This is a genomic window from Ensifer sp. LC163, from assembly GCF_001695855.1.
Taxonomy (GTDB): domain Bacteria; phylum Pseudomonadota; class Alphaproteobacteria; order Rhizobiales; family Rhizobiaceae; genus Ensifer.
Window position 1 is genome coordinate 1 of the sequence record NZ_MBSS01000035.1, and the last position, 17338, is coordinate 17338.

General features: G+C 59.4%; 13 protein-coding genes, 1 tRNA gene and 1 pseudogene. 14 read left to right on the forward strand and 1 reads right to left on the reverse strand.

The window, feature by feature from the left end; genetic code table 11:
- The 10 genes and pseudogenes from tuf to rpoC form a co-directional block, all read left to right on the forward strand.
- Positions 1–117 (forward strand): annotated as a pseudogene (gene tuf, locus BC360_RS31035) (elongation factor Tu); the annotation flags it as partial.
- Positions 118–572: 455 nt separating this feature from the next.
- Positions 573–648 (forward strand) — tRNA-Trp (locus tag BC360_RS24420).
- Positions 649–844: 196 nt separating this feature from the next.
- Positions 845–1045: a preprotein translocase subunit SecE gene (gene secE / locus BC360_RS24425; RefSeq protein ID WP_053247105.1), complete on the forward strand. Its 201-nt coding sequence runs from the start codon at positions 845–847 to the stop codon at positions 1043–1045.
- A gap of 16 nt (positions 1046–1061) precedes the next feature.
- Entirely contained in the window at positions 1062–1592 is a 531-nt protein-coding gene (gene nusG / locus BC360_RS24430) for a transcription termination/antitermination protein NusG (RefSeq protein ID WP_065786016.1), read from the forward strand.
- 208 nt (positions 1593–1800) lie between these two features.
- Positions 1801–2229, forward strand: coding sequence for a 50S ribosomal protein L11 (gene rplK / locus BC360_RS24435; protein WP_025426655.1), 429 nt, complete (start codon positions 1801–1803; stop codon positions 2227–2229).
- Between the two features lie 4 nt (positions 2230–2233).
- Positions 2234–2932 carry a 50S ribosomal protein L1 gene (gene rplA, locus BC360_RS24440; RefSeq protein WP_053247108.1) on the forward strand — a complete coding sequence of 233 codons (699 nt, stop codon included), beginning with the start codon at positions 2234–2236 and terminating at the stop codon, positions 2930–2932.
- 334 nt (positions 2933–3266) lie between these two features.
- The gene (rplJ, locus tag BC360_RS24445; protein ID WP_065786017.1) at positions 3267–3785 is read left to right on the forward strand and encodes a 50S ribosomal protein L10; all 519 of its coding nucleotides are present in this window, start codon (positions 3267–3269) and stop codon (positions 3783–3785) included.
- Between the two features lie 58 nt (positions 3786–3843).
- On the forward strand, positions 3844–4221 hold the full coding sequence (rplL, locus tag BC360_RS24450) for a 50S ribosomal protein L7/L12 (protein ID WP_065786018.1): 378 nt from the start codon (positions 3844–3846) through the stop codon (positions 4219–4221).
- 266 nt (positions 4222–4487) lie between these two features.
- Complete coding sequence (gene rpoB / locus BC360_RS24455; protein ID WP_065786019.1) at positions 4488–8627, forward strand: DNA-directed RNA polymerase subunit beta; 4140 nt, start codon at positions 4488–4490, stop codon at positions 8625–8627.
- 184 nt (positions 8628–8811) lie between these two features.
- Positions 8812–13017 carry a DNA-directed RNA polymerase subunit beta' gene (gene rpoC / locus BC360_RS24460; protein WP_065786020.1) on the forward strand — a complete coding sequence of 1402 codons (4206 nt, stop codon included), beginning with the start codon at positions 8812–8814 and terminating at the stop codon, positions 13015–13017.
- Between the two features lie 222 nt (positions 13018–13239).
- Here the strand turns inward: rpoC and BC360_RS24465 are convergent, their stop codons facing one another.
- Positions 13240–13536, reverse strand: coding sequence for a transcriptional regulator (locus BC360_RS24465; RefSeq protein WP_065786021.1), 297 nt, complete (start codon positions 13534–13536; stop codon positions 13240–13242).
- Between the two features lie 561 nt (positions 13537–14097).
- Here BC360_RS24465 and rpsL point away from each other — a divergent pair.
- From rpsL to BC360_RS31040, 4 genes are all read left to right on the forward strand, one after another.
- Positions 14098–14469 (forward strand): 30S ribosomal protein S12, encoded by a 372-nt coding sequence (gene rpsL, locus BC360_RS24470; protein WP_003507760.1) that lies wholly within the window; start codon positions 14098–14100, stop codon positions 14467–14469.
- 79 nt (positions 14470–14548) lie between these two features.
- Positions 14549–15019, forward strand: coding sequence for a 30S ribosomal protein S7 (rpsG, locus tag BC360_RS24475; protein WP_025426662.1), 471 nt, complete (start codon positions 14549–14551; stop codon positions 15017–15019).
- 29 nt (positions 15020–15048) lie between these two features.
- Positions 15049–17148 (forward strand): elongation factor G, encoded by a 2100-nt coding sequence (gene fusA / locus BC360_RS24480; protein WP_065786022.1) that lies wholly within the window; start codon positions 15049–15051, stop codon positions 17146–17148.
- A 71-nt stretch (positions 17149–17219) separates the two neighbouring features.
- Positions 17220–17338, forward strand: a 119-nt coding sequence (locus tag BC360_RS31040; RefSeq protein WP_139108845.1) for a GTP-binding protein, incomplete at its 3' end; no start/stop codon positions are given.

The window sequence follows — 17338 nt, forward strand, 5'->3', positions numbered from 1 at the left end:
GTCACCGTTGCCGTTGAGCTGATCGTTCCGATCGCGATGGAAGAAAAGCTGCGCTTCGCTATCCGCGAAGGCGGCCGTACCGTCGGCGCCGGCATCGTCGCTTCGATCGTCGAGTAATCCACGGATTACTTCGGTTCAAAAGGCCCCGCTGGAAACAGCGGGGTTTTTTCGTTGAGGGTGAGCCTTCTGCCAGGTTCGGGGCAGCAGGGAGGCCCGAGCCTTGCGCCGCTGCGTGTCCAGTGTGATGCAAGGCATGACGCGGCCCGTCGCGGGGCATGGTGGCGGGCGCCTGCCGCGGGGCAAAGCCAAGCCGGCGGCTCGACGCGTGTGGCCCTTTGCGCACATCTCAGTGCGGTCGCAACACCGCCGAGACTGTGGGAGAGCCCGGCGCGCATCGCGCGCGACGGACGATGCGGCGCAGAGTGAAAAGGCGCGTCGCGCGCCGTCGCACTTTTTGCCACAAGAATTTGAATCTTTTCCGTCAAAGACGCTTGTCATCGCCCGATAAACTGAATAATAAGCCGCTGACTTGATGCACGGACCGGTTCGAGAATGACCGACCGGAGCGATCTAGGGGTATAGCTCAGTTGGTAGAGCGGCGGTCTCCAAAACCGCAGGTCGTCGGTTCAAGCCCGGCTGCCCCTGCCATTGCCTTCGACCTTTGCAAGCGGCTGAAAGCCGAGTAGGGTAGAGGGAGGTCGGATAGGCCGACCATCGAAATTCACAGAAAAGACCGAATGCCTCTTGTGATTTGTGGAATCGGTCTTTATGTAGGGTCCAAACAGACACGCGGTGCGTGGGGCTGATTCATCGGCTTTACGCGCCGTAATGGCGTGAGCATTACATGGCATCCAAAACGAATCCGTTTACGTTTCTGCAGCAGGTTCGCTCAGAGGCGTCGAAAGTAACTTGGCCCTCCAGGCGCGAGACGATGATCTCGACGCTCATGGTTTTTGTCATGGTCTTTTTTGCCGCTGCCTTCTTCTTCGCTGCGGACCAGTTGATGGGTTGGCTGATCGGCCTAGTCCTCAACGCTGGCGTTTGATTGGGTGGAGGGTAGCATGGCTGCACGCTGGTACATTGTTCACGCCTATTCGAATTTCGAAAAGAAGGTGGCTGAATCGATCGAGGAAAAGGCCAAGCAAAAGGGCCTTGGGCACCTGTTCGAAAAGATCCTCGTTCCGACCGAAAAGGTCGTCGAAGTTCGTCGTGGCCGCAAGGTTGATGCTGAGCGCAAGTTCTTTCCGGGTTATGTCCTGGTGCGCGCCAACCTGACGGATGAGGCCTATCACCTCATCAAGAATACGCCGAAGGTTACCGGTTTCCTCGGGACCGACAGCAAGCCGGTTCCGATTCCGGACCATGAGGCCGATCGTATCCTCGGCCAGGTCCAGGACGGCGTCGAGCGTCCGAAGCCGTCCGTCTCCTTTGAGATTGGCGAGCAGGTTCGCGTCTCGGATGGTCCGTTCGCCTCGTTCAACGGCATCGTTCAGGATGTCGACGAGGAGCGGTCGCGCCTGAAGGTCGAGGTTTCGATCTTTGGCCGTGCGACCCCGGTCGAACTGGAATACGGCCAGGTCGAGAAGGTCTGAGAAGATCAAGAAAGATTGGGTGGGTCGTCCAGGCCTGCCCTGGCGGAGAAATCCGCATGCGCGTGGAAGGACGTCGGCCTTAGCCGGGTCGAAGGGTCCGTACCACGCAACCGCAGCCGCCGATCCCTGATCGGCAGAATGCCGGGAAACCGGCGCAACAGTTCCTCCTTTCGATCCGTCGAAATGAGGCAATGAGAGGCAGAGAGAAATGGCTAAGAAAGTTGCAGGCCAGCTCAAGCTGCAGGTGAAGGCAGGGTCGGCCAATCCGTCCCCGCCGATCGGTCCTGCACTCGGTCAGCGTGGCATTAACATCATGGAATTCTGCAAGGCGTTCAATGCCGCCACGCAGGAAATGGAAAAGGGTATGCCGATCCCGGTCGTCATCACCTATTACCAGGACAAGTCGTTCACCTTCGTCATGAAGCAGCCGCCGGTCAGCTACTTCCTGAAGCGTGAATCCAAGATCACGTCCGGTTCGAAGACCCCGGGCAAGGCCAAGGCTGGCTCGATCACCAAGGCTCAGATCCGCACGATCGCAGAGGCCAAGATGAAGGACCTCAACGCGGCCGATATCGAAGGCGCAATGGCAATGGTCGAGGGCTCTGCCCGCTCCATGGGCCTGGAAGTGGCGGGCTAAGACCATGGCGAAGATTGCAAAGCGTGTACAGAAGTCCCGCGAGGGCATCGACCCGACGAAGATCTACGGCCTCACCGAAGCCGTTTCGCTGGTCAAGGAACGTGCAACTGCCAAGTTCGACGAGACTGTTGAAGTCGCGATGAACCTCGGCGTTGACCCGCGCCACGCCGACCAGATGGTTCGCGGCGTCGTCAACCTGCCGAACGGCACGGGCCGCTCGGTTCGCGTTGCCGTGTTCGCACGTGGCGCCAAGGCTGATGAAGCCAAGGCCGCCGGTGCAGACATCGTCGGCGCTGAAGAACTGGTCGAAATCGTTCAGGGCGGCAAGATCGACTTCGATCGCTGCATCGCGACCCCGGACATGATGCCGCTCGTCGGCCGCCTCGGTAAGGTACTCGGCCCGCGCGGCATGATGCCGAACCCGAAGGTCGGAACGGTCACCATGGACGTTGCCGGTGCCGTCAAGGCATCCAAGGGCGGTGCCGTCGAGTTCCGCGTCGAGAAGGCTGGTATCATCCACGCCGGTATCGGCAAGGCTTCGTTCGACGCCAAGGCTCTGGAAGAAAACATCCGCGCCTTCGCTGACGCGGTCGTCAAGGCCAAGCCGGCCGGCGCCAAGGGCAACTACGTCAAGCGCGTAGCGATTTCGTCGACCATGGGCCCGGGCCTGAAGATCGACCCGGCAACGCTCAGCGTCGCCTAACAAATTTCGGGCTTCGGCCCGAGAAAGAATTTCCGGCTCTTCGGGGCCGGAAATCCGGATCTCGATCCGGAACTCCTGTCCGAGATTGTGGGTGGTTTTACCTTAATCACTTCGGCCTGCATGAGACGGGTAAGATCTGAATTTCGCAATGACGCCGGAGGCGTCGAAATTCGGTTCGAGCCTCGCTTGCCTTGTGTCAGACCCGGCTTTCCGGGAACGCCAAGGGACAGGATCCTCAAGCGTTACTTGGGATCTTCTTTTGATGATCCCTGGTGACAAAGGCAAACCCGGCAGGGGCTGCAGTTCATGCAACCCTGTCAACTGGAGACAGACAGTGGAAAGAGCGGAAAAACGCGAATTCGTCACGGAGCTGAACGAAGTCTTCAAGGCTTCCGGTTCGGTTGTCGTGGCCCACTATGCTGGTGTCACAGTTGCGCAGATGAACGACTTCCGTTCGAAGATGCGCGCTGCTGGCGGCACCGTCAAAGTCGCGAAAAACCGCCTGGCCAAGATCGCTCTTCAGGGCACCGAGTCGGAAGGGATGACGAATCTCTTCAAGGGTCAGACGCTGATCGCATTCAGCCAAGACCCGATCACGGCTCCTAAGGTCGTCATGGATTTCGCCAAGACCAACGACAAGCTCGTTGTTCTCGGTGGCGCCATGGGAACAACCACGCTCACCGCCGATGCAGTCAAGTCGCTTGCGACCCTGCCTTCGCTGGACGAGCTACGCGCAAAGCTGCTGGGCCTTCTCAATGCCCCGGCAACTCGCGTCGCTACGGTTGTTGCAGCACCGGCAAGCCAGCTTGCCCGCGTGTTCGCCGCCTATGCCAAGAAGGACGAAGCCGCCTAAGGCGGATTTTCGCTGTTGTATTTAAAACCAGTTCGAACCGAACAAAAGGAAAAGTAAAATGGCTGATCTCGCAAAGATCGTTGAAGACCTCTCCTCGCTGACCGTCCTGGAAGCTGCTGAGCTTTCCAAGCTGCTCGAAGAGAAGTGGGGCGTTTCTGCAGCTGCTCCGGTAGCTGTTGCTGCTGCTGGCGGCGCCGGCGCTGCTGCTCCGGTCGAAGAAGAAAAGACCGAGTTTGACGTTATCCTCGTTGACGCTGGCGCCAACAAGATCAACGTCATCAAGGAAGTCCGCGCTATCACCGGTCTCGGCCTCAAGGAAGCCAAGGACCTGGTCGAAGGCGCTCCGAAGCCGGTCAAGGAAGCCGTTTCCAAGGCTGAAGCTGCTGACCTCAAGAAGAAGCTCGAAGAAGCTGGCGCCAAGGTTGACGTCAAGTAATTCGGCATTTTGCAAGGGGAGGTGGCCATTCCGGCCGCCTCTCTTTGACCGTTTTTAGAACATATTACCCAAAAGCCTGTCGCAAAACGGCTTTTGGGTAATGGGTTCTTCAAGAGGATGGTCTCGACCGGAATTCAGCACAGCAATCCGCGCTGGGCGTGTTCCGCAAGTTAGACGAGATTGAACTACTCATTGATTGACGGGGTCGACTGGCCATCGGTTCCCGTCCGTTGCAGGCCCGGATGCAAGATTGACAAGGAGCGACGATGGCTCAGACCCTTTCGTTTAACGGTCGCAGGCGCGTACGCAAGTTTTTTGGTAAAATTCCAGAAGTCGCGGAGATGCCGAACCTCATCGAGGTTCAGAAGGCATCCTACGACCAGTTTCTTATGGTTGAAGAGCCCAAGGGCGGACGCCCTGATGAGGGCCTTCAAGCCGTTTTCAAATCGGTTTTCCCGATCAAGGATTTCTCCGGCGCTTCGATGCTCGAGTTCGTATCCTACGAATTCGAACAGCCGAAGTTCGACGTCGAAGAATGCCGTCAGCGCGATCTGACCTACGCGGCGCCTCTCAAGGTGACCCTTCGCCTGATCGTGTTCGATATTGACGAAGATACCGGCGCGAAGTCGATCAAGGACATCAAGGAACAGAACGTCTACATGGGCGACATGCCGCTCATGACCGACAACGGTACCTTCATCGTCAACGGCACCGAGCGCGTCATCGTTTCGCAGATGCACCGTTCCCCGGGCGTGTTCTTCGATCACGACAAGGGCAAGAGCCATTCTTCCGGCAAGCTGCTCTTCGCTGCCCGCGTGATTCCGTATCGCGGTTCCTGGCTCGACATCGAGTTCGACGCCAAGGACATCGTCCACGCCCGTATCGACCGCCGCCGCAAGATCCCCGTGTCGTCGCTGCTGATGGCGCTTGGCATGGACGGCGAGGAAATCCTCGACACCTTCTACACGAAGTCGCTTTACCAGCGCGACGGCGAAGGCTGGCGCGTGCCGTTCCAGCCGGACGCACTGAAGGGCCAGAAGGTCATCACCGACATGATCGACGCCGACACCGGCGAAGTGGTTGTCGAAGGTGGCAAGAAGCTGACGCCGCGCCTGCTGCGCCAGCTGCAGGAAAAGGGCCTGAAGGCCCTCAAGGCGACCGATGACGACCTGTATGGCAACTACCTTGCCGAAGACATCGTCAACTTCGCGACCGGTGAAATCTACCTTGAAGCAGGCGACGAGATCGACGAGAAGACGCTTCCCGTCATTCTGTCGGCCGGCTTCGACGAAATCCCGGTTCTCGACATCGACCATATCAATGTCGGCGCCTACATCCGCAACACGTTGACCGTGGACAAGAACGAGAACCGTCAGGACGCTCTGTTCGATATCTACCGCGTGATGCGTCCGGGCGAACCGCCGACCATGGATTCCGCGGAAGCCATGTTCAACACGCTGTTCTTCGATGCCGAGCGTTACGACCTCTCGGCCGTCGGCCGCGTGAAGATGAACATGCGCCTCGACCTTGAAGTGGCGGATACCGTCCGTATCCTGCGCAAGGAAGACATCCTGGCTGTCGTCAAGATGCTGGTCGAGCTGCGTGACGGCAAGGGCGAAATCGACGACATCGACAACCTCGGCAACCGCCGTGTTCGTTCGGTCGGCGAGTTGATGGAAAACCAGTACCGCCTCGGTCTCTTGCGCATGGAGCGCGCGATCAAGGAACGCATGTCGTCGATCGAAATCGACACCGTCATGCCGCAGGACCTGATCAACGCAAAGCCGGCTGCCGCAGCCGTCCGCGAATTCTTCGGCTCCTCGCAGCTGTCGCAGTTCATGGACCAGGTGAACCCGCTTTCGGAAATCACCCACAAGCGTCGTCTTTCGGCACTTGGCCCGGGTGGTCTGACCCGCGAGCGCGCAGGCTTCGAAGTCCGCGACGTTCATCCGACGCACTACGGCCGTATCTGCCCGATTGAAACGCCGGAAGGCCCGAACATCGGTCTGATCAACTCGCTTGCAACCTTTGCCCGCGTCAACAAGTACGGCTTCATCGAAAGCCCGTACCGCAAGATCGTTGACGGCAAGGTGACGAACGACGTCGTCTATCTCTCGGCGATGGAAGAAGCGAAGTACCACGTCGCCCAGGCAAACTCGGTTCTCGAGAGCGATGGTTCGTTCTCGGAAGAATTCGTCGTTTGCCGCCATGCCGGCGAAGTTATGCTGGCACCGCGCGACAACATCAACCTGATGGACGTTTCGCCGAAGCAGCTCGTTTCGGTCGCCGCGGCGCTCATCCCGTTCCTTGAGAACGATGACGCCAACCGCGCACTGATGGGCTCGAACATGCAGCGTCAGGCCGTGCCTTTGCTGCGCGCCGAAGCTCCGTTCGTCGGTACCGGCATGGAACCGGTCGTTGCCCGCGACTCCGGCGCTGCTATCGCAGCCCGCCGTGGCGGTGTCGTCGACCAGGTCGATGCGACCCGTATCGTTATCCGCGCCACCGAAGACCTCGATCCGTCGAAGTCGGGCGTCGATATCTACCGCCTGCAGAAGTTCCAGCGTTCGAACCAGAACACCTGCGTCAACCAGCGTCCGCTGGTCACCGTCGGTGACATCCTGAACAAGGGCGACATCATCGCTGACGGTCCATCGACCGATCTCGGCGATCTGGCGCTCGGCCGCAACGCGCTCGTCGCGTTCATGCCGTGGAACGGCTACAACTACGAAGACTCGATCCTGCTGTCCGAGCGCATCGTGCGCGACGACGTGTTCACCTCCATTCACATCGAAGAGTTCGAAGTGATGGCGCGTGATACCAAGCTGGGCCCGGAAGAAATTACCCGCGACATTCCGAACGTTTCGGAAGAAGCGCTGCGTAATCTCGACGAAGCCGGCATCGTCTACATCGGTGCTGAAGTTCAGCCGGGCGATATCCTGGTCGGCAAGATCACGCCGAAGGGCGAAAGCCCGATGACGCCGGAAGAAAAGCTTCTGCGCGCCATCTTCGGTGAAAAGGCTTCCGACGTCCGCGACACGTCCATGCGCATGCCTCCGGGCACTTTCGGCACCGTCGTCGAAGTTCGCGTCTTCAATCGCCACGGCGTTGAGAAGGACGAGCGCGCGATGGCGATCGAGCGTGAGGAAATCGAACGCCTGGCCAAGGACCGCGACGACGAACAGGCGATCCTCGATCGCAACGTCTACGCACGTCTCGTCGACATGCTGCGCGGCCACACCGCGGTTGCAGGTCCGAAGGGCTTCAAGAAGGGCACTGAACTGTCCAACCTCGTCGTCAGCGAATATCCCCGCTCGCAGTGGTGGATGTTTGCCATCGAAGACGAAAAGGCTCAGGGCGAGATCGAAGCGCTTCGCGCCCAGTACGACGAATCCAAGTCGCGCCTTGAGCAGCGCTTCATGGACAAGGTCGAAAAGGTCCAGCGCGGCGACGAAATGCCTCCGGGCGTCATGAAGATGGTCAAGGTCTTCGTCGCTGTTAAGCGCAAGATCCAGCCGGGCGACAAGATGGCCGGCCGTCACGGCAACAAGGGTGTGGTGTCGCGCATCGTGCCGATCGAAGACATGCCGTTCCTGGAAGATGGTACGCACGTCGACGTCGTTCTGAACCCGCTCGGCGTGCCTTCGCGCATGAACGTCGGCCAGATCCTCGAAACCCATCTTGGCTGGGCTTGCGCCGGCATGGGCAAGAAGATCGGTGCGATGCTTGATGCCTACAAGGCAGGTGCCGATATCCAGCCGCTGCGCGACACCATCGACAGCGTCATCGGGTCGGGTCCGAAGGGTGAGCCGATCAAGCAGTACGACGACGCGTCGATCGTACGGCTTGCCGAGCAGACCCGTCGCGGCGTTTCGATCGCAACGCCGGTCTTCGACGGTGCTGTCGAAGCCGACGTCAACGAGATGCTGGAGCAGGCGGGCTTGAAGGTAACCGGTCAGTCGACGCTTTATGATGGCCGTACCGGCGATCAGTTCGACCGCCAGGTGACCGTCGGCTACATCTACATGCTGAAGCTGAACCACCTTGTCGACGACAAGATCCACGCCCGTTCGATCGGTCCTTACTCGCTCGTTACCCAGCAGCCGCTGGGCGGCAAGGCGCAGTTCGGCGGTCAGCGCTTCGGGGAAATGGAAGTCTGGGCTCTCGAAGCCTACGGCGCCGCCTACACCCTGCAGGAAATGCTGACGGTGAAGTCGGACGACGTGGCAGGTCGTACGAAGGTCTACGAAGCGATCGTCCGTGGCGACGACACCTTCGAAGCGGGCATTCCGGAGAGCTTCAACGTTCTCGTCAAGGAAATGCGCTCGCTGGGCCTGTCGGTTGAACTCGAGAACACCAAGGTCGACGAACTCGGTGCAGCACAGCTGCCTGACGCAGCCGAATAAGAAACATCAAGGTGCGTGCCGCATCGCGGCGCGCACCGCTTCCTCCGCAAGGCTTCATTGGCAAGCGAGAGGAACGGGGCCGCATCAGATGCGGTTTTAGCTGTTTATGGGGCAGGGGCCGGCGCCCGGGATTTGTCGGCACCCTCGCCAAGCTCAGGGCGTTAAGCCCGTAAAGGAGACAGGCATGAACCAAGAGGTCATGAATCTTTTCAATCCGCAGGTGCCTGCACAGACTTTCGATTCCATCCGGATTTCGATCGCCTCGCCGGAGAAGATTCTTTCCTGGTCTTACGGTGAGATCAAGAAGCCGGAGACGATCAACTACCGCACGTTCAAGCCGGAACGCGATGGTCTTTTCTGCGCCCGTATCTTCGGTCCGATCAAGGATTACGAATGCCTGTGCGGCAAGTACAAGCGTATGAAGTACAAGGGCATCATCTGCGAAAAGTGCGGCGTCGAAGTGACGCTGTCGCGCGTTCGCCGTGAGCGCATGGGCCACATCGAGCTCGCTGCTCCCGTTGCCCACATCTGGTTCCTGAAGTCGCTGCCATCACGCATTTCGACGCTGCTCGACATGACGCTGAAGGATGTCGAACGCGTTCTGTACTTCGAAAATTACATCGTCACCGAGCCTGGTCTGACATCGCTGAAGGAAAACCAGCTTCTCAGCGAAGAAGACTACATGCTCGCCGTCGATGAGTTCGGCGAAGATCAGTTCACCGCGATGATCGGTGCTGAAGCGATCTATGAAATGCTCGCTTCGATGAACCTCGAAAAGATCGCCGGCGATCTGCGTTCGGAACTGGCCGAGACCACCTCGGATCTGAAGCAGAAGAAGCTGATGAAGCGGCTGAAGATCGTCGAGAACTTCATGGAATCCGGCAACCGTCCGGAATGGATGATCATGAAGGTCGTTCCGGTGATCCCGCCGGACCTGCGCCCGCTCGTGCCGCTCGACGGTGGCCGTTTCGCGACGTCGGATCTGAACGATCTCTATCGTCGCGTAATCAACCGTAACAACCGTCTGAAGCGTCTGATCGAGCTGCGTGCACCGGGCATCATCATCCGCAACGAAAAGCGCATGTTGCAGGAATCCGTGGACGCGCTGTTCGACAACGGTCGTCGCGGTCGCGTCATCACCGGCGCCAACAAGCGTCCGCTGAAGTCGCTGTCCGACATGCTCAAGGGCAAGCAGGGCCGCTTCCGTCAGAACCTGCTCGGCAAGCGCGTCGACTATTCCGGCCGCTCGGTTATCGTGACCGGTCCGGAACTGAAGCTGCACCAGTGCGGCCTTCCGAAGAAGATGGCGCTCGAGCTGTTCAAGCCGTTCATCTACGCCCGTCTCGACGCCAAGGGTTACTCCTCGACCGTCAAGCAGGCCAAGAAGCTCGTCGAAAAGGAAAAGCCTGAAGTCTGGGATATCCTCGACGAGGTCATCCGCGAACATCCGGTTCTGTTGAACCGCGCACCGACGCTGCACCGGCTGGGCATCCAGGCCTTCGAACCGACCCTGGTCGAAGGCAAGGCGATCCAGCTGCACCCGCTCGTCTGCACGGCCTTCAACGCCGACTTCGACGGTGACCAGATGGCCGTTCACGTGCCGCTGTCGCTCGAAGCGCAGCTCGAAGCACGCGTGCTGATGATGTCGACGAACAACATTCTGCACCCGGCTAACGGCGCGCCGATCATCGTTCCGTCGCAGGACATGGTTCTGGGTCTCTACTATCTGTCGATCCTGAACCAGAACGAGCCGGGCGAAGGCATGGCGTTCTCGGACATGGGCGAGCTGCATCACGCGCTCGAAACCAAGGCCGTGACCCTGCACGCCAAGATCCGTGGCCGCTTCAAGACCGTCGACGCCGAGGGCAACCCGGTTTCGAAGATCTACGAAACCACGCCTGGCCGCATGATCATCGGCGAACTGCTGCCGCGCAACGTCAACGTGCCGTTCGAGACCTGCAACCAGGAAATGACCAAGAAGAACATCTCCAAGATGATCGACACGGTCTACCGTCACTGCGGTCAGAAAGACACGGTCATCTTCTGCGACCGCATCATGCAGCTCGGCTTTGCCCATGCTTGCCGCGCCGGCATTTCGTTCGGCAAGGACGACATGGTCATTCCGGACACCAAGGTGAAGATCGTCGGCGATACTGAAGCGCTCGTGAAGGAATACGAGCAGCAGTACAATGACGGCCTCATCACCCAGGGCGAAAAGTACAACAAGGTTGTCGACGCCTGGGGTAAGGCGACCGAAAAGGTCGCCGACGAAATGATGGCCCGCATTAAGGCTGTGGAGTTCGACGACAACGGCCGTCAGAAGCCGATGAACTCGATCTACATGATGTCGCACTCCGGCGCCCGTGGTTCTCCGAACCAGATGCGTCAGCTGGGCGGCATGCGCGGCCTGATGGCCAAGCCGTCGGGTGAAATCATCGAGACGCCGATCATCTCGAACTTCAAGGAAGGTCTGACCGTTAACGAGTACTTCAACTCGACCCACGGTGCCCGTAAGGGTCTGGCCGACACCGCCTTGAAGACCGCGAACTCCGGTTACCTGACCCGTCGTCTCGTCGACGTGGCGCAGGACTGCATCGTCAACTCCGTTGATTGCGGCACCGAGAACGGCCTCACCATGACGGCAATCGTCGATGCCGGTCAGGTTGTGGCTTCGCTTGGCGCGCGTATTCTCGGCCGTACGGCTCTGGACGATATCGATCACCCGGTCACGGGCGCTCGCATCGTCGACGCCGGCCGGATGATCCTTGAACCCGATGTCATCGAGATCGAGAAGGCTGGCATCCAGTCGATCCGTATCCGTTCGGCGCTGACCTGCGAAATCCAGACGGGCGTTTGCGGCGTCTGCTACGGCCGCGACCTGGCACGTGGTACGCCGGTGAACATGGGTGAAGCGGTTGGCGTTATCGCCGCACAGTCGATCGGTGAACCGGGCACCCAGCTCACCATGCGTACCTTCCACCTGGGCGGTACGGCGACCGTGGTCGACCAGTCGTTCCTGGAAGCGTCCTACGAAGGCACGGTGCAGATCAAGAACCGCAACATGCTGCGCAACTCTGACGGCGTTCTCGTCGCCATGGGTCGCAACATGGCCGTCCAGATCCTCGATGAACGTGGTGTCGAGCGCTCCTCGCAGCGTGTCGCCTACGGTTCGAAGATCTTCGTCGACGATGGTGACAAGGTGAAGCGCGGACAGCGTCTCGCCGAGTGGGATCCCTACACCCGTCCGATGATGACGGAAGTGGAAGGTACCGTTCACTTCGAAGACGTCGTCGACGGCATCTCGGTGCTCGAAGCGACCGACGAGTCCACCGGCATCACCAAGCGTCAGGTTATCGATTGGCGTTCGACGCCGCGCGGTACGGACCTGAAGCCGGCGATCGTCATCAAGGACAAGAACGGCGCGGTCATGAAGCTGTCGCGTGGTGGTGACGCCCGCTTCATGCTTTCGGTTGACGCCATTCTTTCGGTCGAACCGGGTACGAAGGTGTCGCAGGGTGACGTGCTTGCACGTTCGCCGCTGGAAAGCGCCAAGACCAAGGACATCACCGGTGGTCTGCCGCGCGTTGCCGAACTGTTCGAAGCACGTCGTCCGAAGGATCACGCCATCATCGCTGAGATCGATGGTACGATCCGCTTCGGTCGCGACTACAAGAACAAGCGTCGCGTTCTGATCGAGCCTGCTGAAGACGGTGTCGAGCCGGTCGAATACCTGATCCCGAAGGGCAAGCCCTTCCATCTTCAGGATGGCGACTACATCGAAAAGGGCGACTACATCCTCGACGGCAACCCGGCGCCGCACGACATCCTGGCGATCAAGGGCGTGGAAGCACTCGCTTCCTACCTGGTCAACGAAATCCAGGAAGTCTACCGACTGCAGGGCGTTGTGATCAACGACAAGCACATCGAAGTCATCGTTCGTCAGATGCTGCAGAAGGTGGAAATCACCGATGCCGGCGACTCGACCTACATCGTCGGTGACAACGTCGATCGCATCGAGCTCGAAGACGTCAACGACGGCCTGATCGAACAGGGCAAGAAGCCGGCTTACGGCGATCCGGTCCTGCTCGGCATCACCAAGGCCTCGCTGCAGACACCGTCGTTCATCTCGGCGGCGTCGTTCCAGGAAACCACCAAGGTCCTGACCGAAGCGGCGATCGCCGGCAAGGTCGACGGCCTGCAGGGTCTGAAGGAAAACGTCATCGTCGGCCGTCTGATCCCGGCTGGTACCGGCGGAACGATGACGCAGATCCGCCGCATCGCGACGGCGCGCGACGAGATGATTCTCGAAGAGCGCCGCAAGGGTACGGGCGCAGATGTTGCAACCCCGATGCTTGCCGATCTCGCGAAGGAAAACGCAGCGGCCGAGTAATAGGAGGAGGGCGGTTGTCGCCCTCGTTTCCTCAAATCAAAAAAGCCGCCCGGAGCGATCCGGGCGGCTTTTTCATTGTGGGGGGCTGGAAGGGGCCGACGCCACAGCGCCGCGCGTCAAGTATGACGCGCAAAGGACGCTGTAACGCTTTAAGCTTGCCGCATAATTTCCTGCTTAGATCGATTCCGATTTAAGGAATTATGCAGTAGCGCGCCGACGGCCTCAGCTGAAACGAATGATCGCAACTTCGCCCTCAAGGGCGCCCTGGTAGGCCGAGGCATGCGGCTCGTCGTTCGGCACGTCGGTCAGTGTGCCGATCTGATCGAGATCGGCCTCGAGGAAGCCTTCCTCGGCGAGCGCATTCAGCGCCTCGCGCACGGCCGTATCGTCGTCGGGTGCGCGCAACATCACGTGAATGTCGACGCCTTCGTCGTCTCCGTCGGTCTCGTAGGCCTTGCCGATGATGATGAAGACCATCGGCTCGTCCGGTGCATTGTCGTTGTCGGGCGTGACGCTCATTGAATATCCTTTCGAGTGCGTGGCCGACTTTAGCGCCCTTTTCAGTGCAGTGCGAAAGAAATAGCGGTGAGGCCACAGGCTTTGGTGGCGGGTAGAATCGTTACGGTGGAAAACCGTCACAAACTGGTTGCCGATTCCTTAACCCTGTTGGAAGCTGCTCGTGTTCAGGTGCAATCCCGGTCGCCTTGACCCCTCGCCACGCGCGCCAAAGCCTTGTTTTCCGGGCATGGCGGGCCCGTTGGCCGGAGAATATTTGTTAATTGCCCTTGACTGTCGGCCTTGAAATCAGTACACCCCGCCGCATCGGAGCCCATGTGAGGCTGGCTGGTTCGGAACGTCGCGTTCTGGAGTTCGCCTCAAACAAGGTTCGAAACGCACGCTGACTACAAAAAATGCTGCACGCATGACGCGCGAAATTGTGTGTCCTCTGCTTTTTGTAGGGCCATCCGCGATAAGGCGGATCGGTCCTCGTTTGCGCATTTTACAGGTGTTCGTATCGCCGGAGACGGCAACGATCCGCCCGCAAGGGTAACGAGACAAGATTTTGCAAGGGATGGTTACATGCCTACCGTAAACCAGCTGATCCGTAAGCCGCGTCAGGCACAGGTAAAGCGCAACAAGGTTCCTGCTCTGCAGGAAAACCCGCAGAAGCGCGGCGTTTGCACCCGCGTCTACACGACGACCCCGAAGAAGCCGAACTCGGCTCTGCGTAAGGTTGCCAAGATTCGCTTGACCAACGGCTTCGAAGTCATCGGCTATATCCCGGGTGAAGGTCACAACCTTCAGGAACACTCGGTTGTCATGATCCGCGGCGGCCGCGTAAAGGACCTTCCGGGTGTCCGTTACCACATCATCCGCGGCGTTCTCGATACGCAGGGTGTCAAGAACCGCAAGCAGCGCCGCTCCAAGTATGGTGCGAAGCGTCCGAAGTAATTTCGGGTTTCACGAATTCGGCGCTGCGCGAGGTTCTCCGCGTGTTAAGGCGCCAGTCAACAGTTGAGAGACAAAACGTATGTCACGTCGTCACAGTGCAGAAAAGCGCGAGATCAACCCGGACCCGAAGTTCGGCGATCTGGTTGTCACCAAGTTCATGAACGCAATCATGCTTCATGGTAAGAAGTCGGTTGCTGAAAGCATCGTTTACGGTGCCTTCGATGCCGTTCAGGGCAAGCTGAAGCAGGAGCCGATCGCCGTGTTCCATTCGGCCCTCGACAACATCGCTCCGCACGTCGAAGTCCGTTCGCGTCGCGTTGGTGGTGCAACCTACCAGGTTCCCGTCGACGTCCGTCCGGAACGCCGTCAGGCGCTCGCCATCCGCTGGCTGATTGCCGCTGCCCGCAAGCGCAACGAAACGACCATGGTTGATCGCCTCTGCGGCGAACTCATGGACGCTGCGAACAACCGTGGCAGCGCCGTCAAGAAGCGCGAAGACACGCACAAGATGGCCGACGCCAACCGTGCATTCTCGCACTACCGCTGGTAATCGACGACCAATTTCGAAAGGGAGTCCCTATGGCTCGCGAATACAAAATCGAAGACTACCGCAACTTCGGTATCATGGCGCACATCGACGCCGGCAAGACGACGACGACCGAACGCATTCTCTACTACACCGGCAAGTCCCATAAGATCGGCGAAGTCCACGACGGCGCCGCTACCATGGACTGGATGGAGCAGGAGCAGGAACGCGGCATCACGATCACGTCTGCTGCGACGACCACCTTCTGGAAGGGCCGTGACGGCAAGACCCGCCGCTTCAACATCATCGACACCCCCGGCCACGTTGACTTCACCATCGAAGTCGAACGTTCGCTGCGCGTGCTCGACGGCGCCATCGCGCTGCTCGACGCCAACGCCGGTGTTGAGCCGCAGACGGAAACCGTCTGGCGTCAGGCTGAGAAGTACCATGTTCCGCGCATGATCTTCTGCAACAAGATGGACAAGACCGGCGCTGACTTCTACCGCTCTGTCTCGATGATCAAGTCGCGCCTCGGTGCGATCCCGGTTGTCATGCAGCTGCCGATCGGCGCTGAGACCGAGTTCAAGGGCGTCATCGACCTGATCGAGATGAACGCTCTCATCTGGCGCGACGAATCGCTCGGCGCCCAGTGGGACGTCGTCGAAATTCCTGATGACATGAAGGCAGAAGCGCAGAAGTACCGCGAACTTCTGATCGAGACGGTTGTCGAGATCGACGAAGCTGCGACCGAAGCGTACCTCGAAGGCAACCTGCCGGACAACGACCAGATCCGCGCGCTCGTTCGCCGTGGCACCATCGACGTGAAGTTCCACCCGATGTTCTGCGGTACCGCGTTCAAGAACAAGGGCGTTCAGCCGCTTCTCGACGCGGTTGTCGACTACCTGCCGTCGCCGCTGGACATCCCGGCGATCAAGGGCATCGACGTCAAGACCGAATCCGAGACCGAGCGCCACGCTGACGACAGCGAGCCGCTTTCGATGCTCGCCTTCAAGATCATGAACGACCCCTTCGTCGGTTCGCTCACCTTCGCCCGCATCTACTCCGGCAAGCTCGAAAAGGGCACGTCGGTCATGAACACGGTCAAGGAAAAGCGCGAGCGCGTCGGCCGTATGCTCCAGATGCATTCCAACAGCCGTGAAGACATTGAAGAAGCCTTTGCCGGCGACATCGTTGCTCTGGCTGGCCTCAAGGAAACCACCACTGGCGATACGCTCTGCGACCCGCTGAAGCCGGTTATCCTCGAGCGCATGGAATTCCCGGAGCCGGTTATCCAGATCGCGATCGAGCCGAAGACCAAGGGCGACCAGGAAAAGATGGGCCTCGCGCTCAACCGCCTGGCTGCAGAAGATCCGTCGTTCCGCGTCAAGACCGACGAAGAGTCGGGCCAGACGATCATCGCAGGCATGGGTGAACTTCACCTCGACATCCTGGTTGACCGCATGCGTCGCGAATTCAAGGTCGAAGCAACCGTCGGCGCGCCGCAGGTTGCCTACCGCGAAACCATCACGCGTCAGCACGAAGAAGACTACACGCACAAGAAGCAGTCCGGTGGTACCGGTCAGTTCGCGCGCGTCAAGATCGTCTTCGAACCGAACCCGGATGGCGAAGACTTCAAGTTCGAGTCCAAGATCGTTGGTGGTGCTGTTCCGAAGGAATACATCCCGGGCGTTCAGAAGGGCATCGAAAGCGTTCTGTCTTCGGGTCCGCTCGCAGGCTTCCCGATGCTGGGTGTCAAGGCGACGCTCATCGACGGTGCCTTCCACGATGTTGACTCGTCGGTCCTGGCGTTCGAAATCGCTTCGCGTGCTTGCTTCCGTGAAGCAGCCAAGAAGGCCGGCGCTCAGCTCCTCGAGCCGATGATGAAGGTCGAAGTGGTAACGCCGGAAGATTACGTCGGTGACGTTATCGGCGACCTGAACTCGCGTCGTGGCCAGATCCAGGGCCAGGAATCGCGCGGTGTTGCCGTCGTCATCAACGCGAACGTCCCGCTGGCGAACATGTTCAAGTACGTGGACAACCTGCGCTCGATGTCTCAGGGCCGCGCCCAGTACACGATGACCTTCGATCACTACTCGCCGGTCCCGTCGAACGTCGCACAGGAAATCCAGGCAAAGTATTCCGGTCAGAAGTGACCGGAATACCCTTTCGCTGAAACAGTTAGATAAGATTTCCCCGATAGGGGACAGGAAACGGAGAGCCGAAAATGGCAAAGAGCAAATTTGAGCGCAACAAGCCGCACGTTAACATTGGCACGATTGGCCACGTTGACCATGGCAAGACGTCGCTGACGGCAGCGATCACGAAGTACTTCGGCGAGTTCAA

What these genes read in the sequence shown, in the direction of transcription:
- rplL (WP_065786018.1), top strand. Translation starts at nt 3,844, where the DNA reads ATGGCTGATCTCGCAAAGATCGTTGAAGACCTCTCCTCGCTGACCGTC.
- BC360_RS24465 (WP_065786021.1), bottom strand. Translation starts at nt 13,536, where the DNA reads ATGAGCGTCACGCCCGACAACGACAATGCACCGGACGAGCCGATGGTC.
- nusG (WP_065786016.1), top strand. Translation starts at nt 1,062, where the DNA reads ATGGCTGCACGCTGGTACATTGTTCACGCCTATTCGAATTTCGAAAAG.
- rpsG (WP_025426662.1), top strand. Translation starts at nt 14,549, where the DNA reads ATGTCACGTCGTCACAGTGCAGAAAAGCGCGAGATCAACCCGGACCCG.
- secE (WP_053247105.1), top strand. Translation starts at nt 845, where the DNA reads ATGGCATCCAAAACGAATCCGTTTACGTTTCTGCAGCAGGTTCGCTCA.
- rpoB (WP_065786019.1), top strand. Translation starts at nt 4,488, where the DNA reads ATGGCTCAGACCCTTTCGTTTAACGGTCGCAGGCGCGTACGCAAGTTT.
- rpsL (WP_003507760.1), top strand. Translation starts at nt 14,098, where the DNA reads ATGCCTACCGTAAACCAGCTGATCCGTAAGCCGCGTCAGGCACAGGTA.
- rplA (WP_053247108.1), top strand. Translation starts at nt 2,234, where the DNA reads ATGGCGAAGATTGCAAAGCGTGTACAGAAGTCCCGCGAGGGCATCGAC.
- rplK (WP_025426655.1), top strand. Translation starts at nt 1,801, where the DNA reads ATGGCTAAGAAAGTTGCAGGCCAGCTCAAGCTGCAGGTGAAGGCAGGG.
- rpoC (WP_065786020.1), top strand. Translation starts at nt 8,812, where the DNA reads ATGAACCAAGAGGTCATGAATCTTTTCAATCCGCAGGTGCCTGCACAG.
- fusA (WP_065786022.1), top strand. Translation starts at nt 15,049, where the DNA reads ATGGCTCGCGAATACAAAATCGAAGACTACCGCAACTTCGGTATCATG.